A 22,811-nucleotide genomic window follows, 5' to 3' on the forward strand; every position below is an offset into this window, starting at 1 on the left:
ACGCCGCCAGATTTATTTTTCTGCGCGGCGTCTCTTTTTTGCCGCTTACTCCATACTTGATTTTCATCATCCCCTGGAGTGTGGTACATGCAAAACCCAACGTTATTACAGTTTTTCCATTGGTATTACCCGGATGGCAGCAAACTGTGGCCGGAAGTCGCCGATCGTGCGGCCTGGCTCAGCGAAATAGGTATCACCATGGCGTGGTTGCCACCGTGCTACAAAGGGGATTCGGGGGGCTATTCTGTCGGTTACGACAGCTACGATCTGTTTGACCTGGGTGAATTTGATCAGAAAGGGGGTGTTGCCACCAAATATGGCGACAAACAGCAGTTACTGGCGGCAACAGAAGCCCTGCGCAGTCACAACGTTGGGGTGCTGCTGGATGTGGTGCTCAACCACAAAATGGGTGCCGACGAAAAAGAGACGATTAGCGTTAACCGCGTCAATCCCGATAACCGCGATGAAATCTACGACGAAGTGGTCGAGTGCGAGGCCTGGACGAAATTCACTTTTCCGGCACGCGCCGGAGAGTTTTCGAAATTTGTCTGGGACCACAAATGCTTTAGCGGCGTAGACCACATCGAAAATCCGGACGAAAACGGCGTATTCAAAATCATCAATGACTACACCGCCGAAGGCTGGAACGACCAGGTTGATAACGAGCTGGGTAATTTCGACTATCTGATGGGCGCCAACATCGATTTCCGCAACAACGCGGTCAGGGAAGAGCTCAAATACTGGGCGCGCTGGGTGATGGAACAGGTGCCCTGCACCGGCTTTCGTCTCGATGCGGTAAAACATATCCCGGCCTGGTTCTACAAAGAGTGGATCGACCATATTCAGGAGGTTGCTGAGGAGCCGATGTTTATCGTCGCGGAATACTGGTCGTTTGAAACGGAGAAGCTGCAGGAGTATGTGCATCAGGTAGAAGGCAAAACCATGCTGTTTGATGCGCCACTGCACATGAACTTCCACCAGGCCTCAACCGCGGGCAGCGCCTACGACATGAGCCAGATCTTTGCTAACTCGCTGGTGGTCGCTGATCCGTGGCATGCCGTGACGATCGTGGCTAACCACGACACCCAGCCGCTGCAGTCGCTGGAAGCACCGGTAGAAGCCTGGTTTAAACCGCTGGCCTATGCGCTGATCCTGTTGCGTGAGCAGGGTGTGCCCACCATCTTCTATCCCGACCTGTTCGGCGCGACCTATGAAGATGAAGGCGGCGACGGCGAGAAGCACAAAATTGAGATGCCGGTAATCCCTGAACTGGAAGGATTGATCCGGGCGCGCCAGCAGTATGGCTGGGGCGTGCAGACCGACTATTTTGATCACCCAAACTGCGTGGCCTTCAGCCGCAGCGGCACCGAAACACAGCCAGGCTGTGTGGTGATCATGTCGAACGGCGATGCCGGTGAGAAAAGCGTGCCGATGGGTGAAGGTTTTGCCGGTAAGGTCTGGCGCGATCATCTGGGGAATCGGGAAGAGACCATTACTGCCGACGAGCACGGCACGGCGGTCTTTGTCTGTAACGGTGGCAGTGTCAGCGTCTGGGTGGTGGCAGAATAAGGTCGTTGCCGAAGAAATGACTCAAAACTAAAACCGCCCCGGCAGGCAGAAGCGTGAAGTGCGCTCTGCCCGTCGGGGCGGTTTTGTTATGGTCCGGCTGTTATGACTTCGCGTTGTTTTCTGTAATCGGTGTGCGCAGCAGTTGCGGTTCGATGTTCTGAATCACGGCGGCTTTCGGCTGTTTCGCCACCTCTTCCAGCGCCTGCTGACACTCAACGGTCGGACGCGCCACTTTACGCAGAGTCATCCTGTCATAGCTAAGCTCGCCATTCTCCACGACCAGCGGCATCACCCGCACCTGACGCGTTACGTTGACATAATCGCCGCTTAACCGGGTCAGTTTGCCTGGCTTCGCAATCACCCGCATCCACTGACGGCAGTCCAGCGTGCTGCCATCCGCATTGATGATCACACTGGCTATCGCCTTGTCGCTGATCAGGCTGCTCTGTGGGCCGACGGTTTGCCAGGTTCCCTGCAGATCAGCGGGCGCCGGCGTTTGCACCGCATTTTCATAATCGTTGATTTGTGCACAGCCACTCAGTGCCAGCGCGGCAATCAGCATCCACTTTTTCATGTTTAATCCCTAAGATCTCATCAATGGCGGCTACGTTATAATTTTTCCACCGCGTTGCGCAAGGTATCTGGGTGTTCAAACACCACGCAGACCCTGATTGCGCCAGAATTTATCCCGCAGTGAGCTCCACGGTCAGGTTTTTGACCGGAAGTTCAGAGGCTGAACTGATGCAAACTCCGGCCTTTGTCACGCCTGACAAGCGGAAGACAACCCGCTACACTGACGCGCTGCAACAGACTTTCAGGAATATGAATATGAAAACGCCAGAAGCCTACTATGCCCAGGCGCGCGAGATGTTTTTTACCGCGCATCCCGACTTTCAGTCTGCGCTTGATGAATTAACGGAGAGCGACGCCCGTGCGGCTAACCTGTCACTGCGACAGCTGCGCGAATGGCATGCCGAACGTATCTATGCGGCCTTTTTGCGGCAGAAGAATCTGGATGGAATGATCTTTTCTATTCAGCTCGCTGAGTCGGATAAAGCGGTGGCGGCTGAAGCTATCGAGACTTATCTCAAATCTCATGCTGAGTCGCTGGGGATGAGCTGGGAAGAGTTTTGCATCAAAAACGAGCTCTAATCAGGGCCGCGCTGAAGTTGTATCTTGCACACACCTCCAACCAGTTTCGGCACTGCAGATAAAATTGTACTAAACAGGGGAAAGTGTATAACTTCGGCGTGCGACTCAGGTCGTGATTGTCCTTTAACGAATAGTGCTGATGCACTGCCTCTGCAGGTGTTGTCTCAATTCCACCTCCAGAGGCGAATTTTTTTATCCGCCCCTACCCTTCACCTTCCGTCGCTTTACCCTTTACTTCAACATAACTCGCTACCGCCAGCAGACGATTAATATGCGTCAGTAGCAGATCCACATCAGACTGCAGAAACTCGGTCGAAGATTGCGAAGCGGTAACAATGGCATCCTGCACCGTTTCTGAAATAGTCAGCGAGTTGTCCTGTTTCGCCTGCACCAGCAGCGCCGCAACCAGCAGGGACTGCGCTTCAAGCTGCGCCGTCAACTCTTTTGCATCGACGTCCATCTTTGCCAGTTTTAGCAGAATATCAATTACCAGTTGTCGCATCGCGGACCTCCTGAAAAGTAAGCCGCCATTATGTCGCGATGCGTGCGCATTTTGCTAGTCGAAGATTGAGGTTTATGCGAGATAAAAATTTACACGAAATCAGGCGCGCTGCCTTGCTACTGTTTTTATTTACAGTATTATATGTCAGCGATTTTGCCCTGAATGGATTGCCATCATGTTTGTTGAGTTGATTTATGACAAGCGCAACGTTGCCGGTTTACCGGGTGCTCGCGAGATGATTCGTGAGGAGCTGGAAAAGCGGGTGCATCGGGTGTTTCCTGACATTGAAGTTAAGGTCAAGCCGATGGAACGTAACGCGATTGATACTGATTTGAGTAAGAACGATAAAGCGACGGTTGCGCGGATTGTTGAAGAGATGTTCGACGAAGCGGAAATGTGGCTGGTGGCCGATTAATCCCTTAACGGCCACCACATCAGTTAGCGGGAGATGACTTAGCTCTCCTGCTCGCTGTGATTAACTTCAATCTCGATGTCCTGAATCGCGGCATCCAGATCTTCCAGCAGTTTACCCTGCTTATTAAGCAACGCATCGATTCGGTCGGCGTTGGTCTTGTCTTTATACTCACCCGCATCAAACGCTAACCATTGGCTGGAAAGGGTTTCGGTGTTGGTCTGAGCATAGTGACGCATCTCTTTTAGCTGAGAAGTCACGTCACGCAGATATTCAGTTTTGGTCTTGGTTTCTGTTGAATCGCTCATGCTAAATTTCCTTCTGGTCATCTATCCAAAGTGAGTAGGCTTAGCGGTTCATCAACCGGCCAATCAGCGGGCCTGCATTCAGGTACAAAATGTTGCCCGTATATTTAAAACTAGTCGATAATAGCGAAGCCGCATTAAGAATAATCGGAAGTTATGGTTTATGACCGGATTTCACGGCTGGCACCTCACTCTCAGTGACGACCTCTTTGACTTTTATGACCGTTTTGTCGGCTATGCGATCCGGTATTGCATCCAGCTTGTGCTGTATTGCTGCAACCTGATCGGTCAGCAGCTCCACTCTGTCATCACGCCGCGCCGCAATTAAGCGGTAATCCGCCCGAATCTCCTCGACCCGCTTGTTTGCGGTGTTACTGACGTAGAGAAAAATGATCGTCATCAGGATGCAAATCATCGAACAGCTCAGCAATACGCAGCCGAGGATAACTTTGCGCCGGTAAGACATCGGTGCCTTAGTGCTATTAATCGTGGCCATCACTGCGATCCTCCAGAGTTGAGATAAGCCGATCAATCTCATTACGAAATTTATCGTTCTGATCGGTTTCGGTCATTGCCAGTAAAATCCCTACCGCATTCTTGATTAACCGAAGATCCGTTTCGAGTGTCGAGATACGCCGCAGATTCCTGTCGTGCCGTTCGCGTAATTCATCGTTCTCCTCCCGTATCAGCAGGTTGCTCTCTTTCAGCAACACCACCTGCTCTTTGTAGCTGGTAATAATTTCGCCGCCGGCTCGATTACTGGTTACGATTGACGCAATTCCCGCCAATAACGGTTTCCAGAACAGTGCTGCTGCCCCCCCACCCAGAACTAACGCACCCATACTGGTAATCAGACTACTTTCCATGCCACACCCCTTTGTACGGTAAGGTCTCTGGAACTTACTGCGTGCTGTTTAGCCACGTCCCCCGCATGAAATTTAAGATTGCTTAAATACCAGGCTTAAGTATACTTAAGTCACTCTCAACCAAAAAGTCAAGCTTATGAAAAACGAAACGCTGGGTGACCGCATCCGACTCCGACGTAAATCGCTGCAGTTAACGCAGAAGCAATTGGCGCAACAGGTAAAAGTGTCCCATGTGGCGATTTCGCAATGGGAAAAAGAGGAGACGCTGCCGCGCGGTGAGAACCTGCTGCGGCTCGCCGAAGCGCTGGGCTGCGCACCGGCTTTTCTGATAGATGGGGATGGTCCTGTTTTCAGCGAAAGCGCCTGGAGTGGTTTGCACCAGATCCCACTGCTTGCACAGCGCGACGTGCCGCGATGGCTGAGCGAGGCCGGTTCCGTCCGGCATGAACTGCTGATGCACAACGACATGGCGCTTTCACAGCAGAGCTTTGCCTTCCGGGTGGAAGAACAGGCGATGACGCCCGCGATTCTGCGGAATGATGTGGTGATCATCGATCCCACGCAGTCACCTCAGCCCGGCGACTGCGTGCTGGCATTGCAGCAGCAGGTCGTGCTGCTACGCACCTGGCGTCAGCGCGGCAGTGAAAATGGCGTCATGCAGTTTGAACTGGCACCGGTCAATATCAACTTCCCTGAGCTGCAATCCAGCCGGGACAGCCTGAAGCTGATTGGTACGCTGGTGGAACTGCGACGCTACCGCCAGCCATAAAAAAACCCGCCGTGCGCGGGTTCACTTTTCATCGTACAACAGTGGCTGAGTTTATAACCGGACAGTTACAGGGCATCGGTCAGTTGATCTACCACCACTTTGCCCTGCAAATCGGTCTGCATAATGCGGTAATTCACGGGCCATGAGCGGCGGGTACTGAGTTTATCGAACAGGGTTACGCCGCCTTTTTTAACTCCCTGGCTATTTACAATAATCCATTCGGTGACCTCTTCCTGACCACGATTTTTCAGGCTCAGCGAGCGTTGTTCGATTAACTGATCTTCAGCTTCAATCTTTAAATAGTCTCTTAACATAATTTCTATCTCCTGGTAACGCAGGCCACTATATGCCTTTTGCTAATCCGTTCAATCGAATTTATTTATCGATCTGTTTATCGACGGGAATGTGACCTGCCGCAAGCGACATGGCAGGTTTGTCCATTACTGCATCAGGGATTCCCGGTTAGCATGAACCTGCTGTACACACCCAAACATCGAAAAATGACGTGTTCAGTATGAGAGAAACTCCGATTAGCCCGCCGCTGGCGGGCTTTTTTTTCTTCTTTAATCCGCTGCGCATGCGGGATGTCAGTGCTGGTCTAAACTTAAGAGACTGGAATAAAAGGAGAGAGTTATGTTTAAGCACAATACGAATGAAGAACGTAAGAAAGAAGGTGATGTCAGCAAAAGCCTGCCGGAAGCCGCTCCAAACGCTGGTAATGCTTACGAGGAAGATGATCATCCTGCCACTGATGCGCCGAAAGATCATGGCGAAGTGCCGCGCAAAAATGATGACAGCCAGGATGACAAAAAAGATCCTTACAAGGCAAGCTGATCTGCGAGAGGCGCGCCCGCTGGGCGCGCTGGTCAGCGTTAAGATTTAATGAGATCGGCAAGCTGGTACTGATTTTCAACCAGCCAGGCTGGAAAATGTTCGGATGTCACCGGCACTATCTCCATCCTTCGCGGACGATTCCAGATATCAATATTGTTCTCAACGCAGCGCCGTATATGATCCGGATTGTTAAATTCGGGGCAGTTACGTTCGGTATGAGAAATCGAAGACATTTTTTCACTGATGCGCTCATCGCTCATTACCCAGGAAAAATGCCACCCTGCATTCTTAACGGTTTTTGTCCGGAAATTTAGCCACTTCCAGCGCCACCAGTTCTCGCGTATCGGTGTACCACGACGCTTAACATTGCGAAGCAATTCCGGTTGCCCCATAAAAAAGTCTCGCAGCGTTTTACAGGTCACCATTTTCGCCAGTGTGGCACAGCGCGGTGTGCCGTCGTCATTTAAAACCCGGACATTAAATTTAAAATTGAAATATTGCTGATGTAGCGTCGTGCAAAGATGCTGATGACTGAATGCTTTTATCGCCTCGGGTCGGGGAATTTCATCGACGTCTGACACAATAACAATATCATCATCCTGCGCGCCGGCCAGCCCCTGCATAATCTGATTACGTGCAGTGGCTTCATTTTCCCAGGGATCAGTCTCACCCGCATTAACCAGAGAACTATTCGATTTAAAGGCTTCCTGATAAAATCTGGGCGCAATATCGTTAACAATATAAATAATTTTATCGCGGAAACGATCGAACTTCTCAATATCAAAATGAAGCTTTTCCCGGCGTTTTCCGGTAAAGGTATAGCGCGATTCCACAATGACAAACCGATCAACAACATGCTCAAGCGTGTTCAGACGCATCTCAAGCAAGATATCTTCATCGTAGTACAAAAAACAGTCATAAATCATAATATTCAGAGGCACTTAAGTAGTAAGGATTTTCATCAGGACACCTCAACATGCGTAACACAACAGAGGTATAACGCCTTTTGTTGGGTCGTTTTTTAGTGAACCTGATGTGTGTGTAATGTACTGCGTAAAACTATCTATGTTTATAATAAACTGGCTAACAAAGGCTGCAGGCAATGATTTTCGGGCATCCGCCACAAAGCAGACTAACGATATGATGAGCAACCATTCAGAGTGATATTTACCTGACATTCACCTGACAACGGTTAACACCAGCAGGCAGCATGAGTCATCTTATGCGGCTACCTTTTTTTTATGCTCGTTGCTTACATCATAATGCGTTGCGAAGAATGTTACATTTAGTCCGTAACGCTAGCAATATCAAGCGCAGATTTTTAATTAAAATGAGCGATACGATCAATATCCGGATATTATTGGTCAACAAAATAACTATGATGGTTTCGTTCATGAAGAAGATCATTATTGCCCTGAGCATAAGTCTGTTGGGCGGATGCGTAGATATGGGAAGGGTTGGATTACACCCGACAACAAAAACCGCTTATTTCGACGGTCATCCTTTTCAGGTTGAATCCTGCCTTAGCGTAGCAGCACAGGATCAAAGACTCTATCTGGAGCAGGATGAACCTCTGCCGGATGGCACGAAGCGATATAATCTTGAGCAGGATGATGAAACCGCAGCCTGGGTTGAAATTGCAAAGTTCAGCCATCATCAGACCAGTGCGACATTTTACTATGATCCAAAAGCATCAGATATCAGCACAGCAGTTTCAGGGATGATCGCACGGTGCAAAACATCACATTAAATGCCGCGTCGGCATGTGCGTGATGCAGGATGGATGACCAGGAGACAGAATAAGTTGTCAGGCCAGCCCGAGCACAAGCGCTTGCCTGACAACCTTTTGCACTCTTCTATTCAAAGGTTTTTATCACGCTCGCTTCCGGGCTATGCCATGTTCAGGAGTGGGCAGCCGAAGCTCAGCCTATTTAGCCGGTTCGCAATCATAAGCACCTCGTATGCGGATCTGACTCTGGCTGGTGCGGACGATTTCAGCTCTTAACAGCCCTTTGCCCTGACGGTTCGTCAGTTCCATATCCACCATCCCCGGCGCTTTGCTGTTTTTCACCAGCAGTTTGACGGTCGCGTTATCGTAATCGCCCTTCTCTTTCGCAAAGGTGACTTTCTGCGTTTTTGCGCGTTCTCCATTCACCGAGAACCAGCCGCTCTTGTCAGGTTTAAGATAGAACGGCCCGCACTGCGTGGCAGCAAAGGCTGGAGCCGATAAGCTGATTAACGATGCGATAAGGATAAGTTTTTTTAGCATTGGGCTGGCGTCCTGCTGATGGGTGATGAGGGGTCGGGTCGTCTGCACCGAAGAGTGAGTTCCCTGCTGCACGGCTCGTAATAAAGAGCAGTATAGTCAATGACACCTGCATTATCGCCAGTACAAGGTCATAGACTCAGCAAAGGGATCGGCCTTGATGCTGGCATCCCACTCCCTCATCGCCTCCACGCAGGCGTGCCTTGTTCAGCGGAATCAGCTCACTAAACCTGCATATTCATAATTTCACTTTGAATATTTAGCATAACAGGTTGATGTGCGTTGAGGCGTGGTTTTACAGAGACATACCGCAAGTCACAAACTGCCGTGGTGGTGGTATTGAGGTGATTTGCGGTATTTTTTTGTGCTACATGTGTGCTACGGCTAAATTATCGGCCTGCTTGGCTCATGCACGGACACGACCTCCGCCGTAACCTTCCCAAGCACGATAACCCCCTCAAGCCCTTCTCCGTCAATCGTCTCGCCGTCTGAGGTTATGATTCCCGTCCTGAACAGCCTGCCCAGCTGCGGGAACTCGCCTATCTGAAATGCAACCTTATCGCCATTTTCTGGCTTCACTGATTTGTCGGCCAGCACGAATCCGTCCGGCGTCTCGATCAGCATCATGTTGTTCCGGTACGGCATCAGGATGTCGTTCAGGTCGATGCGCTTTTCGATGTAGTCTGATGCTGGTGATGGAAAGCCCATAGCTACCTCACGTATCCCATGTTGCGGAGCGCCCAGGTCTTATTTTCGCTCTCCTCGGTAACCAGCTCGAAGAAGAAGTTCTGGTAACGCCGAATCTACCGGTTACACTCCTGCAGCGTCCACACGTAGTTTACGTCATCAAGACGCTTCTGGAACGCAGCAGTGGTGAGTATCTGCCTGCATCGGGGGTCCTTCGTTATCGCGCTCATGAACGCCGCCTGTATGTCACTCTCTCTCGCCATGATAAATCCTCCTCTGATAAATACTGTATGAATAAGCAGTAATATCGATCGGTACTTTTGATCAAGGCGGACCAGTTCACAGATTTGTAAAGGGATTGAGGGGAAAGAAGTTTTTGATGGGCATCGGGCGCTGGCAGTGACTAATCTCAAATCAGACCCGCAGCCTGCTGAGACTGGCGCGGTACCATCCGCCCCGTCGCCGTGGCTTTTTTATGACTACCAGTCAGAGAGATTGGTTGGTACTATCTTGCCGCTTAACATTCACATCTGAGGCCAAATGGAAAAGCTGAGACCAAACAGCGATATTGAAATTCTGCGCGCTTTCGCAATCATCATGGTTCTGGTGCAGCATTACCCTTCGCTATATTTCTGGAGTGGTCACTCATTTTTTGCAAAGGTGAATACCTTTTTGCAATTCTGGTCTGGCGTAGATTTGTTTTTATGCATTTCAGGATTTGTTGTTAGTTGCTCACTAATCCCTTTAATTGATAAGTGCAAAGATCAGGGTATTAGCTCATCAGGAGTAATAAAGTCATTCTTTATTAAGCGGGCATTCCGTCTTTTTCCTACTTCTTTTTTATGGATAGCAATAATTCTATTCATGACATTCACCTATAATATATCTGGTGCATTCGGCTCCACAAAGTGGAATTTTTATCAGGCCCTAAGTATACTTACCTACACCTACAACTTGCTGAGCCATTACATGCTTGTTAATTCATTACCAACAAGCATGGGGCCATTTTGGTCACTTAATCTTGAAGAGCAATTTTACTTTATATTGCCATTTTTTATCATCTTCACCAAAAAAGAATTTAGAACACCATTATTGATTGTTATGATATCAATACAGTTTTTTATTCTTAGGCAGGATACTTACCTGATGAACTTCAGGATGGACTCTATTTCCTGGGGGGTTGTTCTTTCAATTTTTTACATGGATGGCAGGACATTGAGGTTTGAGCCTAAACTATTAAAGAGTAAAGCCTTTTCATTGTGTGTAACTGCGGTCGCGCTGTGCTATTTAATGTTTAGCATACCAGCACTTCACGAATGCCGATTTATGGTTGGAATGCTGGCTTTAGTAAGCGCTGTTCTTGTTTTTGTCGCTTCATTCAATAAAAAATATATCTATTGCCCTGAGCCACTAAGAAAGACACTTCTCTGGATTGGATCAAGATCATATGCAATATATGTAATACACATGCCTGTCATTTATTTTATCCAAGAAAGCACGATAAGATATTACATAGCAATTGGTCAGCCGCCCTCGAAGACATTATCATTGTGCTTCATTATGACCACTATGGCAATATTAATTACCGTGTTAGTCGTAGAGTTAAATTTTAGAATTATTGAAAAGCCACTTCGTAACTATGGAAGAAAAGTAGCTTCAAAATTTACAGACGAAAATAAAAACACTCTTAAGCCTTTTAGCTGATTATTTTAGTGAGAATTCAAATGCTAAAGTCAATACATTACACACGCGGATTTGCAGCTTTACTTGTGGTTCTGTTTCACTTTTCTTTTATGTATATTGGCAAGGCTGAGCCTTTTAATACGGCATTCCTGAACGGAGGCTTCGGCGTTGACCTTTTTTTTCTGATCAGCGGATTTATTATAACCTATGTCACTGCAAAGAAAGGTAACGTGGCTGGATTCTTTCTGAAGAGATTTTTTCGAATCTATCCGTTATTTCTCTTTATACTGGTAATCTCTTCAATATTCCTGATCCGATACAACGTCCACCCAATATGGACAATGATTAAGTCAGGCATGTTTATTCTTCAGGACTATAACAGGCCAGCGCCAGAGTTCGATTTTAACTTTATCGGCCCAGCATGGACGCTTTCATACGAAATCTGGTTTTATTTTGTGTTCGGCATGGCAATGATGGCCAATCATAAGTATAGGGTTCTAGTAGCCTCAGCCATTTTGCTAGCTCAGGTGTTTCTGCTTCAGCTCACCTTCACTGGCTCAGTGTCGCTCAACTCTAGCTATGTTTCTTCCCTTGGGGATAGCTCCTATGCCGATCATGCCTTGAAGTTCTTTAGCACATCTCTTCATTTAGAGTTCCTGCTTGGCATGTGGCTTTGCGAAGCGTTCATGAGAGGATGGCTGAAATTAAGGTCAACCATATCCATTCCTATGATTATGCTATTGGCCTCCCTTTCTGGATGGCTTTACTTCTCAGAGGTGGTCTATGGATCTGGATTAACTAAATTCTATCTCATAGCGCTTCCATTATTTATTGCCATCATACTTTATGAATCTAACTTTATAATATTTAACTCAAGGGTTATATCTTTCTTCGGTGATATATCATTCTCAATATATATCACACACTTTTTTATAATGTATCTTCTTCTTGAGCATCCGCCGTTTTTTTGGGCGGAAGCTGGCAACCTGACCAAACTTATCACGTCTACGCTTTTAGCTATTGCATTTGCATACGTATTGCACAAGATGGTCGAGTTGCCGTTTATTAAAGTTGGAAGGAAGTTACAAGGGAATGCGCTGCATTAAATTAAAATGCTGGTTTGTCTGGCCACGTAACAGCGCTGGAGATATCAGCATTGATTCGACTCAGCAAGACGCGATACTTCTTCCATAATGGCAGCGCCTTTGTTTCATCATCGGTAGCCATCTCAAGGTCCACCGCATCCTGAAGGACGCTTATACGCTGACTTGCCTCGTTCATGAGAGTGGATTTCAGAGTAATGTTCATAGATGCAATTGCAGCGTCCTGGGCAGCCTTCTGTTCATCTGTAAGAGCAGGGGCTGTAAACTTCTTTGCATCATACGAATAGCCGATACTGACAGCCTCACCATCGGGAATCAGCACGGCTAAAACGTCATTTCCGAAGCTGACTTCTTCCTCGCCGTCCCACACAACCATATTGACCACTCTTTTATCTTGCACTAAAGCATAGTTAGCATTATGCGTACTCCTCAATAACAACGACGCCGACACCGCCTGCTCCGCCAGCACGGCCAATCTGTAAGTATCCCAGCTTTAGTTCCACACACTTTTTGAGATTTCCGGTTTCTCAGCCATCAGCCGGTATTCTTCCGGTGTCAGGTTATTCAGGGATTCATGGGGCCGCTCACTGTTGTATTCATTCAGCCAGCGCTCTGTGATTTCCCGTGCTTCGTTCAGCGTTCTGAACAGGTAAAAATCCAGTATTTCTGTCCGGTACGTCTTGTTAAACCTCTCAATAAACCCGTTCTGTGTCGGCTTACCCGGCTTGATAAATTCCAGCATCACACTATGGTCTTCAGCCCATTGTGCCAGAGCCAGTGATATCAGTTCGGGCCGTTATCCATCCGCATCTTCAGCGGATATCCGCGATTCGCCACTATCCTGTCCAGAACCCGCACCATTCGTTGCGCAGGAATATTCAGATCGATTTCTATCGCAAGGGCCTCGCGGTTAAAATCATCCACCACGTTGAAGGTCCGAAAACGCCGACCACAGAGCAGCGCGTCGTGCATAAAATCGATAGACCAGCCCTGATTGAGCGCTTCCGGCGTTGCCAGCGGAGCCGGATTGCGCACCGGAAGACGTTGCTTACCCTTGCGTCGAAAATTCAGTTTCAGCAGACAGTAAATCCGGTGTACGCGCTTGTGGTTCCAGACGTGCCCCTGCCTGCGCAGCAACTGAAACAGCTTCTTAAAGCCGTAGCGGGGATAGCGCTCTGCCAACCCGGTCAGCACCTGGATCACCGCTTCATCACGCCGGGTATCGGGCTGGTAACAATACACCGTCCTGCTCAGCGATAACGTCCTGCATGCCTGGCGTATGCTCATCGTAAACTGCGCGGTCAGATAGTTGACGAACTCACGCTTTATCGCTGGTTTTAAAGCTTTTTTTCGATGACATCTTTCAGTGCACGGCATTCAAGACTGAGATCGGCAAACATTTGTTTGAGACGGCGATTTTCGTCCTCAAGATCCTTCATCTTTTTGATATCAGAGGCTTCCATCCCGCCGTACTTTGCTTTCCAGTTGTAGTACGAGGCCTCAGATATTCCCGCTTCGCGGCAGACATCTTTGACGGTGCGTCAGGCTTCGACGGATTTCAGAACGGCGATGATTTGGTGCTCAGTGAATCGGGCTTTTCGCATGGTGATCTCCTCGAAGGATATAATCAGTATGTCGGAAGATCTCTAAAAGTGAATGGTCCGGTTAAGCGGGATACTTACAAATCGATGATGATTTGATTGATATAGCTCCAGAGCCACCGCCGCCATAGATTCCGTTTTCACCAGCAGTGGATGCCCCAGCCGCAACAGGATTTCCACCGCCACCAAGACTTGAAGCTCCACCTGCCCCAGAAACAATCGCGTTGCTACCGACAATACCCTGAAGGCCAGCAGATCCTCTTTGATTGAGGATATTCCCTGTAGTTGGTGCGGCGCTTGTACCACCGTTCGCGGTTACAGCGGTTAATGAGTCTGATGCTAGTGATCCGCCCCCGCCTCCAAATCCACCTGTCGCATTAATGTAGCTCCCAAATGTTGTAGTTCCGCCCTGACCGCCATTTCCACCCGCCCCCCCACCGGCAGCGCCCGCCGCCCCAGCGGTGCCGACATTAATTGATACCGGCAGAGTTAACGAAGAAATGTCTAGCATTGAGATGGCAGTATTACCCGCACCACCACCACCGCCGCATCTACGTGTGTTCGCGTCAGTTGCAGCAGAACCACCGCCGCCGCCGCCGCCAATTACTGTCACCTTAATTCTCTTTGTTCCTGCCGAAGGCGTATAAGTACCTGAAGCGGTAAAAACTCTGATTGCTGTTAACCTGCCCTGTGAAATTAAATTAAACGCAGTCTTAAGGTTAGCCAGAAGGGATGCTGTGTTGCCGTTGTCTAAAACGTCGACAGATGCGCTGCCCGCTGATAGCTGGCTGAACAGTGCAGGTGCAGGCGATTGGGTCAAAGGTCTGGATGATGCCAGGCATGGAAACGCGGATGGAGAAGATGGAATCTGACAAGGCTTTATACGCCTGCGATTCACCGCCAGCCTGTGATTGTTGTGAAACTGGCATATTTGCTCCAATAAAAAACCTGCCGAAGCGGGTTGATAAACAAGAGTTAGATTTACAATAAACCCATCTTTTCAGCTGCAACGATACTGTAAACATCGCCCCGCCCATTACAAGGAGCGGCAACACTAAGCATTCCGACATAGCCTTGACTACCTTGCTGCTGGCAAAGTTTGGTATGCATGATGGCCAGTTTCGACGCATGCTCGAAATCAATAAAGTTTCCAAACGTCGCTTCGTCTAGAGCAACTGCTTTAGTTTTATTGGGTATGCGCCTATTTTTTAACACTGCTGAAAAATCATTGAGCGCTTTTGTTAAGTTTGAAATACATAAATTCGTATAGTCAGTGTTGTTATATGCGGACACTCGCCTGCATTCCTTTGCGTACTCTTCTAAAGCTATTTGAAAGCGTCTAAGGGTCAAATCATTGGATCCGACTTTTAAGTATACATTATCAGAGGTTTGCTTATTCGGATAACGGGTTACGAATCCTAAATTATTTAATGCAGTGCCAAATTTTCCTTGTACATTATTAAATTTTGAAATGTCCATATCCCCGATGGGAACCTCAGGATGAGACGCTTTGAATTGCGCTTCAATTTTATCTTCATTTGCCTCTCGAATGGCCTTTGTCTCTGCAGCCTTGCGCTTGTTATTTATTTGCTCTTCTTTTTTTTGAGCCAGCCATTTTTCCTGAGCCTTGAATCCACCAGGATCCCAAGCACATGCGGTTAGTAATAGTGGTAGCAGTACTGAAAAAAGTCTTATTGTTTTCACTTTTCATTCATCCTAAATATCTATTCATCGCAGTTGCAGCCAGGAGGTCAACTGCGCCACGCGCTTCGCACATCATGTCCATATACCACGCCTGTCCGCGTGTATCACCAGTGTACATAATGCCACGCACGATATAAACGCCATCGGTCGCAATACTTGCGGGCTGTTGCAGTGTTCCGTTGACGCTCAGATTCCCGTTATTTTCGGTCTCAAAAATCCGCCCACCCGACCGCTGTACTTCGTCGCTGGAGAGTGCTGATCGGTACACAGAAGCCTGGTCCAGCTCTATTAAACCACTCACCCGGATATTAGGGTTAATCAGGCATCGCACGTTAACGCCAGCGCCCATGGTCTGCTGTGGCATGCCGATAAGTCCGGTGCGGCTGTTCAGTACGATCGCTTCATGGATGTACTTATCAGTGCTGACCATCTGCGCCTGACCATCAACAATCTGCCAGTTGGCATTGCACTGGTCAGCCACGTTATTCATCACGTCACGCGCCATGCCATACATCACACGCCCGCGAGGGAAAACGGTATCCGGCATCTGAGAGGTAATTCCCTGGGTGACGCTGAAGGGCTGGAAGCTCTGCATTGTGGCAGCGTGCAAATCTGCCACCGTCTAACCGGCTGCCAGCGTGGTGCTGACCTTCGCGGCAACAAATGCCTGATGACCGTCAATGGCCTGAATCAGGATATACGTGTCAGTGGGATTATCACGCCCGGTTATCCGACAGGAGTGGCTCCCAACAAGAACCACCTGAGAATCTGGTTCATGTATGAGGGGCAAAGACGGTGGGAGGCGATAGGAGTACCCGACACACCCAAAAACAGGAAGATTGCTGGGGAGCTGCGTAGCAACATCGTCTACCGCATTAAGACAGGGACGTTTGATTACCGGAGTGAGTTTCCCGACTCACCAATGTTTAAGAATGAAGTGGGTTCATTGATGTCAGTGCCGATCAGGGAGGTAGCGGATTTATGGCTGAAGCTCAAAAAGCCTGACTGGGCCAATAGCTCTTACATCACGACAGAGCGCCGCGTCAGGGTGACGCTGGATATCATCGGCAACGGAAAGGACATCCGGTCAGTCATGCAGAAAGATATTCTCAACCTGCGCATTGAGCTTCTGAATGGCAGTTACTTTACTGGCAGGAAGATGAATATAGAAAAGAAAGGGAGGACAGCGGCCACGGTTAACTCCAGCATGGCAGACCTGAAAGCTATCTTCGCCTTTGCTCATGGCAACGGGTATATAGAGGCAAACCCGATGACCGGCATCAAGCCGCTGAAGAAGTCAAATAAGCGGCCGGACCCGATAACGCGGGAAGAGTACCCTCGCCTCATCGCGGCATGCTCAACACGCCAGACGGCAAACATGTGGTCTCTTGCCATCCTGACAGGATTACGGCATGGCGAGATATGCGCGCTGGCCTGGGAGGATGTGGACCTTGAAGCGAAGAAGCTGACAGTCAGCCGTAACCTCACACCACAGGGCTTATTCACTCCACCGAAGACAGAAGCCGGAAACCGTGTCATATGCCTGATGGATGCAGCTGTCGATATTCTGCGTGATCAAAGGGAGCTGACTCGAATGTATCCTCAGACCTCATTCACCTTTCATACCAGGGAGTATGGCGAGCGAATTGAGGAGCAGAAGACGTTCGTGTTCAATCCCAGCGTGAACGCTGTCAATGGCCGATCCGGAGCATATTACTCAACAGAGTCATTAGGACAGATATGGACCGGCGCACTGAGGCGTGCAGGCCTGCGTCACAGGAAAGCCTATCAGTCACGTCATACGTTCGCATGCTGGGCTCTTTCAGCAGGCGCAAACCCGAACTACGTTGCATCGCAAATGGGCCACTCCGATGCGCAGATGGTGTACCGGGTTTATGGCGCCTGGATGTCAGAGAACAATACCGACCAGCTATCACTCATCAACACGAAAATGAGCGATCCTGTTCTACATACGTGCTCCACTAAAGTGGCAGTACGATAAACCACAACCGCTTCAGACAGTTACCCGCCTAAACCTGCATATTCATAATTTCGCTATACGCCGACACCAGCTTGTTCCTGACCTGAATACCCATCTGCATTGAGATTGATGATTTCTGCAGATCGACCATCACATCATTAAGCGCGATACCGGGTTTACCCATCTCAAAATCCTGCGCCTGGGTGCGGGCGGTGGTCTGCGTCTCGCTGATCTTATCCAGCGCCGCTTTCATAGTTGCACCGAAATCGATCTGATTAGGGGCTTCACTGCTGCGGTTGCTGGCCTGCAGTGAGGTCGCCTGAAGCTGCTGCAGTACGCCGTCAATTGCCTGAATGGACATGAACGATACCTTATAAAGGAGGATGATATTTTTTCTGTGGGGAAAATTTAGCACGTTGTCAATGAGACAAAGCTGCTAAATGACAGCAAAAAACCTACCTTATCCAGCCATCGAATTTTCCTTATCACCTAATAATGCCTGGCATTGAAGTGGAAATTTTATCTACGCAGGTCAGGGAGTCTGTTTTGCCATCTCAACTTACCCGGTCAATTACGTCAGGCAGGAATCGGTCATGAATGCGAGTACAGCCGCCACAACAGAACAAGAAAAGAAAGGCTTCGGTGACCTGCTCGCTCGCCTGCGCGCAAATCCGCGTATTCCTTTAATCGTCGCTGCCGCCGCCGTTGTGGCGATAGTGATCGCGATGGTGCTCTGGGCGAAGCAGCCCAGCTATAGCGTCCTTTATAACAACCTTACAGATGAAGATGGCGGTGCCATCGTCACGCAGCTGACGCAGATGAACATCCCTTATCGCTTCGCCGAAAATGGCGGCGCGCTGATGGTGCCGGAAGCGAACGTGCATGAGCTGCGTCTGCGTCTGGCTCAGCAGGGTCTGCCGAAAGGCGGCTCGGTGGGTTTTGAGCTGCTCGATAAAGAGAAGTTCGGTATCAGCCAGTTCAGCGAGCAGGTTAACTACCAGCGCGCGCTGGAAGGCGAACTGGCTCGTACCATCGAATCACTCGGCCCGGTTAAAAGCGCCCGTGTTCATCTGGCGATGCCAAAACCAACCTTATTTGTGCGTGAGCAGAAAGCGCCATCCGCTTCTGTCACCTTAACCCTGCAGCCTGGCCGTGCGCTGGATGAAGGCCAGATTCAGGCCATCGCCCACATGGTCTCAAGCAGCGTCGCCGGTTTACCGCCGGGCAACGTCACCGTGGTCGATCAGACCGGTCGCCTGCTGACCCGCTCTGACTCCGCTGGTCGCGACCTGAATGATGCACAGCTCAAGTATGCCTCTGAAGTTGAAGCACGCTACCAGCAACGTATCGAAGCGATCCTGAATCCGATTCTCGGTCAGGGCAATGTGCATGCGCAGGTTACCGCGCAGATTAACTTCGACACCGCCGAGCAGACCGACGAGAAATATCAGCCTAACGCTAACCCGTCGAACTCAGCGATTCGTTCGCGTCAGACCAGCACCAGCGACCAGTCAGGCAGCCCTTATCCGGGCGGCGTGCCGGGCGCGCTCTCTAACCAGCCTGCGCCAGCTAACACTGCGCCGGTGACGACGCCGAACAACAATGCCGCCAATGGCCAGAACGCCAATGGTCAGAATGCTAACGGTCAGAACAACGCGGCGAATAACGCTAACCAGACCACAAGCACCGCAGCAGCCAGTGCCGGACCGACCAACTCGCGTCGTGACGACACGGTGAACTACGAGCTGGATCGCACCATTCGTCATACCAAGGTCAACGTTGGCGACGTACAGCGTCTGTCGGTTGCGGTCGTGGTGAACTTCCGTGCAGATGATAAAGGCAAAGCGGTTGCGCTGAACGAACAGCAGCTGAAGCAGATTGAAGATCTGACCCGCGAAGCGATGGGCTACTCCCAGAACCGTGGCGACAGCATCAACGTGGTGAACTCGCAGTTCAACACCACTGAACCAGTGACCACCGATCTGCCCTTCTGGCAACAGCAGTCGTTCTTTGATCAGCTGATGAACGCCGGTAAGTGGCTGTTGATTGCCCTGGTCGCTTTCATCCTCTACCGCAAACTGGTTCGTCCGCACCTGGTTCGCAAGCAGGCCGCAGAGAAAGCCGCCGCGGAAGCCGTTGCCGCTCGTGCGACTGAGCAACCGGAAGAAGAAGCCTTTAATGTGCAGCTCAGCAAAGATGAGCTGGATCAGGAACGTAAGTCTAACAACCGCATGAGCGCAGAAGTGATGAGTCAACGCATCCGCGACATGTCAGAAAACGATCCGCGCGTTGTAGCGCTGGTAATTCGCGAATGGATGAGTAAAGAGCTATGAGTCTGACCGGAACCGAAAAAAGCGCCATCCTGATGATGACCATTGGCGAAGAGCGCGCCGCGGAAGTTTTCAAACACCTGAACCAGCGTGAGGTCCAGCACCTGAGCGGCGCGATGGCCAACATGCGTCAGGTGTCGCATAAACAGCTGACTGAAGTGTTGCGTGAGTTCGAAGCGGATGCTGAGCAGTTCGCGGCGCTGAGCCTGAACTCCAACGAATACCTGCGTTCGGTGCTGACCCGGGCACTGGGCGAAGAGCGCGCCTCCAGCCTGCTGGAGGACATTCTCGAAACGCGCGACACCACCAGCGGCATGGAAACGCTCAACTTTATGGAGCCGCAGGCTGCTGCCGACCTTATTCGCGACGAGCATCCACAGATCATCGCCACCATCCTGGTCCACCTCAAGCGTGCCCAGGCCGCCGATATTGTGGCGCTGTTCGACGAACGTCTGCGTCACGACGTGATGCTGCGTATCGCCACTTTCGGTGGTGTCCAGCCAGCCGCGCTGGCCGAACTGACAGAAGTACTGAACGGCCTGCTGGATGGCACCAACCTCAAGCGTGCGAAGATGGGCGGCGTGAGAACCGCAGCCGAGATCATCAACCTGATGAAAACGCAGCAGGAAGAGGCGGTTATCGAAGCCGTACGCGACTTCGATGGCGAACTGGCGCAGAAAATTATCGACGAGATGTTCCTGTTCGAAAACCTGGTGGCAGTGGACGACCGCAGCATCCAGCGTCTGTTGCAGGAAGTGGAGTCCGAGCAGTTGCTGGTTGCACTGAAAGGTGCCGAACAGCCACTGCGCGAGAAGTTCCTCAAAAACATGTCAGCCCGTGCGGCGGATATCCTGCGCGACGATCTGGCCAACCGTGGCCCGGTGCGTATGTCCGCAGTGGAAAACGAACAGAAAGCGATCCTGCTGGTGGTACGCCGCCTGGCCGAGTCAGGCGAGATGGTGATTGGTGGTGGCGAGGAAACTTATGTCTGATGCATTTTCTGCGCGCCCCTGGCAGCTGTGGCAGCCCACGGATTTAGGCCGTTTCGATGAGCCTGCTGAACCGGAGCTGCAGCCAGAAATTTACGAAGCTGAAGATGGCGTTGATGAGCAGCAACAGCAGCTCGAACGCCTGCAGCAGCAGATGCGCAAAGAGGCACAGGGCCAGGGTTACAACGAAGGCTATCAGCAGGGTGTGACCGAAGGCCAGAAAGCCGGCTACGACGCCGGTTTTCAGCAGGGTCTGGCCGATGCCCAGCAGCAGCAGGCGCCCCTTCAGGCGCGTATGCAGCAGCTGGTAACCGAGTTCCAGAACACGCTTGAATCGCTGGACAGCGTGATTGCGGCCCGTCTGATGCAACTGGCGCTGGAAGCGGCACGTTCGGTGATTGGTCAGGCGACCACGGTGGATGGCACCGCCCTGCTGCGCCAGATTCAGGGGTTACTGCAGCAGGAACCGATGTTCAGCGGCAAACCGCAACTGCGCGTTCACCCGGATGACTTACAACGCATTGAGCAGACCCTGGGGCCGACGCTGGATCTGCACGGCTGGCGGCTGATCGCTGACAGCACCCTGCATCCTGGCGGCTGCAAACTCAGCGCAGAAGATGGCGATCTGGATGCCAGCGTCGCGACGCGCTGGCAGGAACTCTGCCGTCTTGCCGCACCGGGAGAATTGTAATGACCACTCGTCTGAATCGCTGGCTCGGCTCGCTCGATGCCTTTGAGAAACGCATCGCCCAGGTGCAGCCGGTGCGCCGTTATGGCCGCCTGACCCGCGCCACCGGCCTGGTGCTGGAAGCAACCGGCTTACAGTTGCCGCTGGGTGCGACCTGCGTAATCGAACGCAACGATGGCAAAACCATCAGTGAAATCGAAAGCGAAGTGGTGGGATTCAACGGTCAGAAGTTGCTGATGATGCCACTGGAAGAAGTGGACGGCATTTTACCGGGTGCGCGGGTCTATGCGCGCCAGAACGGAGAGAACCCGCAGGCAGGCAAACAGATGATGCTGGGGCCGGAACTGCTGGGCCGCGTACTCGATGGCAGCGGGCGACCGCTGGACGGCCTGCCGTCTCCGGATACCGGTTATCGCGCGCCGCTGAACACCCCGCCGTTTAACCCGCTGCAGCGTACGCCGATCACCGACGTGCTGGATACCGGCGTGCGGGCGATCAACGCCCTGCTGACGGTCGGTCGCGGGCAGCGTATGGGCCTGTTCGCCGGTTCGGGTGTGGGTAAAAGCGTGCTGCTTGGCATGATGGCGCGTTACACCAAAGCGGACGTCATCGTCGTCGGTCTGATTGGCGAACGTGGCCGCGAAGTAAAAGATTTTATCGAGAACATTCTCGGTGCTGAAGGCCGCGCCCGTTCAGTCGTGATCGCCGCCCCGGCCGATGTTTCGCCGCTGCTGCGTATGCAGGGTGCCGCTTACGCCACTCGTATCGCAGAAGATTTTCGCGACCGCGGCCAGCATGTGTTGCTGATTATGGATTCCCTGACCCGCTACGCCATGGCGCAGCGTGAGATCGCGCTGGCGATTGGTGAGCCGCCGGCCACCAAAGGCTATCCGCCTTCCGTCTTCGCCAAACTGCCTGCGCTGGTTGAGCGTGCCGGTAACGGCATCGACGGCGGCGGCTCAATCACCGCCTTCTATACCGTCCTGACCGAAGGCGACGATCAGCAGGACCCGATCGCCGACTCCGCGCGCGCCATTCTCGACGGCCACATTGTGCTGTCGCGTCGGCTGGGCGAAGCGGGTCACTATCCGGCCATTGATATAGAAGCCTCGATCAGCCGTGCGATGACCTCGCTGATCGATGAGAACCACTATGCGCGGGTGCGCCAGTTTAAGCAGTTGCTCTCCAGCTTCCAGCGTAACCGCGATCTGGTCAGCGTCGGTGCTTATGCCGCGGGCAGTGATCCAATGCTTGATAAAGCGATTACGCTCTATCCGCAGATGGAAGCCTTCCTGCAACAGGGCATCTTTGAGCGCAGTGATTACGACGACGCCAGCCTGCATCTGCATGCGCTGTTTGGCTAGTCACAC

The 22,811-nt window shown here is 51.1% G+C and carries 26 protein-coding genes and 2 pseudogenes; 13 read left to right on the forward strand and 15 right to left on the reverse strand.

Going from position 1 to position 22,811, the window contains the following annotated elements; all coding sequences use genetic code 11:
• Nucleotides 1–87 precede the first annotated feature (87 nt).
• Complete coding sequence (gene amyA / locus NR195_RS06420) at nucleotides 88–1,569, forward strand: alpha-amylase (protein WP_061901356.1); 1,482 nt, start codon at nucleotides 88–90, stop codon at nucleotides 1,567–1,569.
• Between the two features lie 100 nt (nucleotides 1,570–1,669).
• On the opposite strand, the gene yedD is transcribed toward amyA, so the two are convergent.
• Nucleotides 1,670–2,143, reverse strand: coding sequence for a lipoprotein YedD (yedD, locus tag NR195_RS06425; RefSeq protein ID WP_010247616.1), 474 nt, complete (start codon nucleotides 2,141–2,143; stop codon nucleotides 1,670–1,672).
• Nucleotides 2,144–2,397: 254 nt separating this feature from the next.
• Between yedD and NR195_RS06430 the strand changes: the two genes are divergently transcribed.
• On the forward strand, nucleotides 2,398–2,721 hold the full coding sequence (locus NR195_RS06430) for a DUF6388 family protein (protein WP_061703845.1): 324 nt from the start codon (nucleotides 2,398–2,400) through the stop codon (nucleotides 2,719–2,721).
• A gap of 202 nt (nucleotides 2,722–2,923) precedes the next feature.
• Here the strand turns inward: NR195_RS06430 and iraP are convergent, their stop codons facing one another.
• Nucleotides 2,924–3,223, reverse strand: coding sequence for an anti-adapter protein IraP (gene iraP, locus NR195_RS06435; protein WP_010247621.1), 300 nt, complete (start codon nucleotides 3,221–3,223; stop codon nucleotides 2,924–2,926).
• Nucleotides 3,224–3,398: 175 nt separating this feature from the next.
• Between iraP and NR195_RS06440 the strand changes: the two genes are divergently transcribed.
• Nucleotides 3,399–3,638, forward strand: a complete 240-nt coding sequence (locus NR195_RS06440; protein WP_003854508.1) for a DinI-like family protein — start codon at nucleotides 3,399–3,401, stop codon at nucleotides 3,636–3,638.
• Nucleotides 3,639–3,676: 38 nt separating this feature from the next.
• Here NR195_RS06440 and NR195_RS06445 read toward each other — a convergent pair whose 3' ends face one another.
• The 3 genes from NR195_RS06445 to NR195_RS06455 all read right to left on the reverse strand — a co-directional run bounded on the left by NR195_RS06445 (nucleotide 3,677) and on the right by NR195_RS06455 (nucleotide 4,806).
• Nucleotides 3,677–3,943: a hypothetical protein gene (locus tag NR195_RS06445; protein WP_010670837.1), complete on the reverse strand. Its 267-nt coding sequence runs from the start codon at nucleotides 3,941–3,943 to the stop codon at nucleotides 3,677–3,679.
• 151 nt (nucleotides 3,944–4,094) lie between these two features.
• Nucleotides 4,095–4,436 (reverse strand): hypothetical protein, encoded by a 342-nt coding sequence (locus NR195_RS06450; protein WP_010670838.1) that lies wholly within the window; start codon nucleotides 4,434–4,436, stop codon nucleotides 4,095–4,097.
• On the reverse strand, nucleotides 4,423–4,806 hold the full coding sequence (locus NR195_RS06455; protein WP_010247627.1) for a hypothetical protein: 384 nt from the start codon (nucleotides 4,804–4,806) through the stop codon (nucleotides 4,423–4,425). Before NR195_RS06455 ends, NR195_RS06450 begins: the two co-directional genes overlap by 14 nt.
• 136 nt (nucleotides 4,807–4,942) lie before the next feature.
• Between NR195_RS06455 and NR195_RS06460 the strand changes: the two genes are divergently transcribed.
• Complete coding sequence (locus NR195_RS06460) at nucleotides 4,943–5,575, forward strand: helix-turn-helix domain-containing protein (RefSeq protein WP_022625481.1); 633 nt, start codon at nucleotides 4,943–4,945, stop codon at nucleotides 5,573–5,575.
• A 65-nt stretch (nucleotides 5,576–5,640) separates the two neighbouring features.
• Here the strand turns inward: NR195_RS06460 and NR195_RS06465 are convergent, their stop codons facing one another.
• A complete protein-coding gene (locus tag NR195_RS06465) occupies nucleotides 5,641–5,889 on the reverse strand; it encodes a hypothetical protein (RefSeq protein WP_010247633.1) in 249 nt (82 codons plus the stop codon).
• Between the two features lie 319 nt (nucleotides 5,890–6,208).
• Here NR195_RS06465 and NR195_RS06470 point away from each other — a divergent pair, with 319 nt between their 5' ends.
• Nucleotides 6,209–6,409 carry a hypothetical protein gene (locus NR195_RS06470; protein ID WP_010247636.1) on the forward strand — a complete coding sequence of 67 codons (201 nt, stop codon included), beginning with the start codon at nucleotides 6,209–6,211 and terminating at the stop codon, nucleotides 6,407–6,409.
• Between the two features lie 38 nt (nucleotides 6,410–6,447).
• Here NR195_RS06470 and NR195_RS06475 read toward each other — a convergent pair whose 3' ends face one another.
• The gene (locus NR195_RS06475) at nucleotides 6,448–7,335 is read right to left on the reverse strand and encodes a benzoate transporter (RefSeq protein WP_256844305.1); all 888 of its coding nucleotides are present in this window, start codon (nucleotides 7,333–7,335) and stop codon (nucleotides 6,448–6,450) included.
• A 467-nt stretch (nucleotides 7,336–7,802) separates the two neighbouring features.
• On the opposite strand from NR195_RS06475, the gene NR195_RS06480 reads away from it, so the two are divergent.
• Nucleotides 7,803–8,159, forward strand: coding sequence for a hypothetical protein (locus tag NR195_RS06480; RefSeq protein ID WP_256844306.1), 357 nt, complete (start codon nucleotides 7,803–7,805; stop codon nucleotides 8,157–8,159).
• 177 nt (nucleotides 8,160–8,336) lie between these two features.
• Here NR195_RS06480 and NR195_RS06485 read toward each other — a convergent pair whose 3' ends face one another.
• Both NR195_RS06485 and NR195_RS06490 read right to left on the reverse strand, forming a co-directional pair.
• Complete coding sequence (locus tag NR195_RS06485) at nucleotides 8,337–8,678, reverse strand: hypothetical protein (protein ID WP_033787594.1); 342 nt, start codon at nucleotides 8,676–8,678, stop codon at nucleotides 8,337–8,339.
• Between the two features lie 381 nt (nucleotides 8,679–9,059).
• A complete protein-coding gene (locus tag NR195_RS06490; RefSeq protein WP_033787592.1) occupies nucleotides 9,060–9,383 on the reverse strand; it encodes a phage repressor protein in 324 nt (107 codons plus the stop codon).
• 519 nt (nucleotides 9,384–9,902) lie between these two features.
• On the opposite strand from NR195_RS06490, the gene NR195_RS06495 reads away from it, so the two are divergent.
• Complete coding sequence (locus NR195_RS06495; RefSeq protein ID WP_256844307.1) at nucleotides 9,903–11,066, forward strand: acyltransferase; 1,164 nt, start codon at nucleotides 9,903–9,905, stop codon at nucleotides 11,064–11,066.
• 20 nt (nucleotides 11,067–11,086) lie between these two features.
• Nucleotides 11,087–12,151 carry an acyltransferase gene (locus NR195_RS06500; RefSeq protein ID WP_256844308.1) on the forward strand — a complete coding sequence of 355 codons (1,065 nt, stop codon included), beginning with the start codon at nucleotides 11,087–11,089 and terminating at the stop codon, nucleotides 12,149–12,151.
• 1 nt (nucleotide 12,152) lies between these two features.
• Here the strand turns inward: NR195_RS06500 and NR195_RS06505 are convergent, their stop codons facing one another.
• From NR195_RS06505 to NR195_RS06525, 5 genes and pseudogenes are all read right to left on the reverse strand, one after another.
• Nucleotides 12,153–12,617: a tail fiber assembly protein gene (locus tag NR195_RS06505; protein ID WP_256844386.1), complete on the reverse strand. Its 465-nt coding sequence runs from the start codon at nucleotides 12,615–12,617 to the stop codon at nucleotides 12,153–12,155.
• 24 nt (nucleotides 12,618–12,641) lie between these two features.
• Nucleotides 12,642–13,752, reverse strand: a pseudogene (locus NR195_RS06510) (IS3 family transposase).
• A 61-nt stretch (nucleotides 13,753–13,813) separates the two neighbouring features.
• Nucleotides 13,814–14,689 (reverse strand): hypothetical protein, encoded by an 876-nt coding sequence (locus NR195_RS06515; RefSeq protein WP_256844309.1) that lies wholly within the window; start codon nucleotides 14,687–14,689, stop codon nucleotides 13,814–13,816.
• Nucleotides 14,690–14,730: 41 nt separating this feature from the next.
• Nucleotides 14,731–15,453 carry a hypothetical protein gene (locus NR195_RS06520; RefSeq protein ID WP_256844310.1) on the reverse strand — a complete coding sequence of 241 codons (723 nt, stop codon included), beginning with the start codon at nucleotides 15,451–15,453 and terminating at the stop codon, nucleotides 14,731–14,733.
• Between the two features lie 7 nt (nucleotides 15,454–15,460).
• Nucleotides 15,461–16,183: pseudogene (locus tag NR195_RS06525) on the reverse strand (hypothetical protein); the annotation flags it as partial.
• Here NR195_RS06525 and NR195_RS06530 point away from each other — a divergent pair.
• Nucleotides 16,124–17,455 carry an Arm DNA-binding domain-containing protein gene (locus NR195_RS06530; protein WP_256844311.1) on the forward strand — a complete coding sequence of 444 codons (1,332 nt, stop codon included), beginning with the start codon at nucleotides 16,124–16,126 and terminating at the stop codon, nucleotides 17,453–17,455. The pseudogene NR195_RS06525 and the gene NR195_RS06530 sit on opposite strands and share 60 nt — an antisense overlap.
• Before the next feature lie 28 nt (nucleotides 17,456–17,483).
• Here NR195_RS06530 and fliE read toward each other — a convergent pair whose 3' ends face one another.
• Nucleotides 17,484–17,795, reverse strand: coding sequence for a flagellar hook-basal body complex protein FliE (gene fliE / locus NR195_RS06535; protein WP_003854485.1), 312 nt, complete (start codon nucleotides 17,793–17,795; stop codon nucleotides 17,484–17,486).
• A gap of 232 nt (nucleotides 17,796–18,027) precedes the next feature.
• On the opposite strand from fliE, the gene fliF reads away from it, so the two are divergent.
• Genes fliF through fliI form a run of 4 tightly spaced genes read left to right on the forward strand, consistent with a single transcriptional unit; the run spans nucleotide 18,028 to nucleotide 22,805 of the window.
• On the forward strand, nucleotides 18,028–19,767 hold the full coding sequence (fliF, locus tag NR195_RS06540; RefSeq protein WP_010247649.1) for a flagellar basal-body MS-ring/collar protein FliF: 1,740 nt from the start codon (nucleotides 18,028–18,030) through the stop codon (nucleotides 19,765–19,767).
• Nucleotides 19,764–20,756: a flagellar motor switch protein FliG gene (fliG, locus tag NR195_RS06545; RefSeq protein ID WP_010670853.1), complete on the forward strand. Its 993-nt coding sequence runs from the start codon at nucleotides 19,764–19,766 to the stop codon at nucleotides 20,754–20,756. The genes fliF and fliG overlap by 4 nt, the downstream gene beginning before the upstream one ends.
• Nucleotides 20,749–21,444 (forward strand): flagellar assembly protein FliH, encoded by a 696-nt coding sequence (gene fliH / locus NR195_RS06550; protein ID WP_010247652.1) that lies wholly within the window; start codon nucleotides 20,749–20,751, stop codon nucleotides 21,442–21,444. Before fliG ends, fliH begins: the two co-directional genes overlap by 8 nt.
• Nucleotides 21,444–22,805, forward strand: coding sequence for a flagellar protein export ATPase FliI (gene fliI, locus NR195_RS06555; RefSeq protein WP_010247655.1), 1,362 nt, complete (start codon nucleotides 21,444–21,446; stop codon nucleotides 22,803–22,805). The genes fliH and fliI overlap by 1 nt, the downstream gene beginning before the upstream one ends.
• The last annotated feature ends 6 nt before the right edge of the window (nucleotides 22,806–22,811 follow it).

It is taken from the genome of Pantoea sp. Ft-CA_14 (assembly GCF_024520875.1).
In the GTDB taxonomy this organism is placed as follows: domain Bacteria; phylum Pseudomonadota; class Gammaproteobacteria; order Enterobacterales; family Enterobacteriaceae; genus Pantoea; species Pantoea agglomerans.

Bases quoted from the DNA above. Each gene is read 5' to 3' on its own strand.
- NR195_RS06530 (WP_256844311.1), top strand. From the start codon at position 16,124: ATGACCGTCAATGGCCTGAATCAGGATATACGTGTCAGTGGGATTATC.
- fliI (WP_010247655.1), top strand. From the start codon at position 21,444: ATGACCACTCGTCTGAATCGCTGGCTCGGCTCGCTCGATGCCTTTGAG.
- NR195_RS06465 (WP_010247633.1), bottom strand. From the start codon at position 5,889: ATGTTAAGAGACTATTTAAAGATTGAAGCTGAAGATCAGTTAATCGAA.
- fliG (WP_010670853.1), top strand. From the start codon at position 19,764: ATGAGTCTGACCGGAACCGAAAAAAGCGCCATCCTGATGATGACCATT.
- NR195_RS06430 (WP_061703845.1), top strand. From the start codon at position 2,398: ATGAAAACGCCAGAAGCCTACTATGCCCAGGCGCGCGAGATGTTTTTT.
- NR195_RS06450 (WP_010670838.1), bottom strand. From the start codon at position 4,436: ATGGCCACGATTAATAGCACTAAGGCACCGATGTCTTACCGGCGCAAA.
- NR195_RS06495 (WP_256844307.1), top strand. From the start codon at position 9,903: ATGGAAAAGCTGAGACCAAACAGCGATATTGAAATTCTGCGCGCTTTC.
- NR195_RS06455 (WP_010247627.1), bottom strand. From the start codon at position 4,806: ATGGAAAGTAGTCTGATTACCAGTATGGGTGCGTTAGTTCTGGGTGGG.
- NR195_RS06500 (WP_256844308.1), top strand. From the start codon at position 11,087: ATGCTAAAGTCAATACATTACACACGCGGATTTGCAGCTTTACTTGTG.
- NR195_RS06445 (WP_010670837.1), bottom strand. From the start codon at position 3,943: ATGAGCGATTCAACAGAAACCAAGACCAAAACTGAATATCTGCGTGAC.
- NR195_RS06485 (WP_033787594.1), bottom strand. From the start codon at position 8,678: ATGCTAAAAAAACTTATCCTTATCGCATCGTTAATCAGCTTATCGGCT.
- fliF (WP_010247649.1), top strand. From the start codon at position 18,028: ATGAATGCGAGTACAGCCGCCACAACAGAACAAGAAAAGAAAGGCTTC.
- fliH (WP_010247652.1), top strand. From the start codon at position 20,749: ATGTCTGATGCATTTTCTGCGCGCCCCTGGCAGCTGTGGCAGCCCACG.
- NR195_RS06460 (WP_022625481.1), top strand. From the start codon at position 4,943: ATGAAAAACGAAACGCTGGGTGACCGCATCCGACTCCGACGTAAATCG.
- NR195_RS06470 (WP_010247636.1), top strand. From the start codon at position 6,209: ATGTTTAAGCACAATACGAATGAAGAACGTAAGAAAGAAGGTGATGTC.
- iraP (WP_010247621.1), bottom strand. From the start codon at position 3,223: ATGCGACAACTGGTAATTGATATTCTGCTAAAACTGGCAAAGATGGAC.
- NR195_RS06475 (WP_256844305.1), bottom strand. From the start codon at position 7,335: ATGATTTATGACTGTTTTTTGTACTACGATGAAGATATCTTGCTTGAG.
- NR195_RS06440 (WP_003854508.1), top strand. From the start codon at position 3,399: ATGTTTGTTGAGTTGATTTATGACAAGCGCAACGTTGCCGGTTTACCG.
- fliE (WP_003854485.1), bottom strand. From the start codon at position 17,795: ATGTCCATTCAGGCAATTGACGGCGTACTGCAGCAGCTTCAGGCGACC.
- NR195_RS06490 (WP_033787592.1), bottom strand. From the start codon at position 9,383: ATGGGCTTTCCATCACCAGCATCAGACTACATCGAAAAGCGCATCGAC.
- amyA (WP_061901356.1), top strand. From the start codon at position 88: ATGCAAAACCCAACGTTATTACAGTTTTTCCATTGGTATTACCCGGAT.
- NR195_RS06480 (WP_256844306.1), top strand. From the start codon at position 7,803: ATGAAGAAGATCATTATTGCCCTGAGCATAAGTCTGTTGGGCGGATGC.
- yedD (WP_010247616.1), bottom strand. From the start codon at position 2,143: ATGAAAAAGTGGATGCTGATTGCCGCGCTGGCACTGAGTGGCTGTGCA.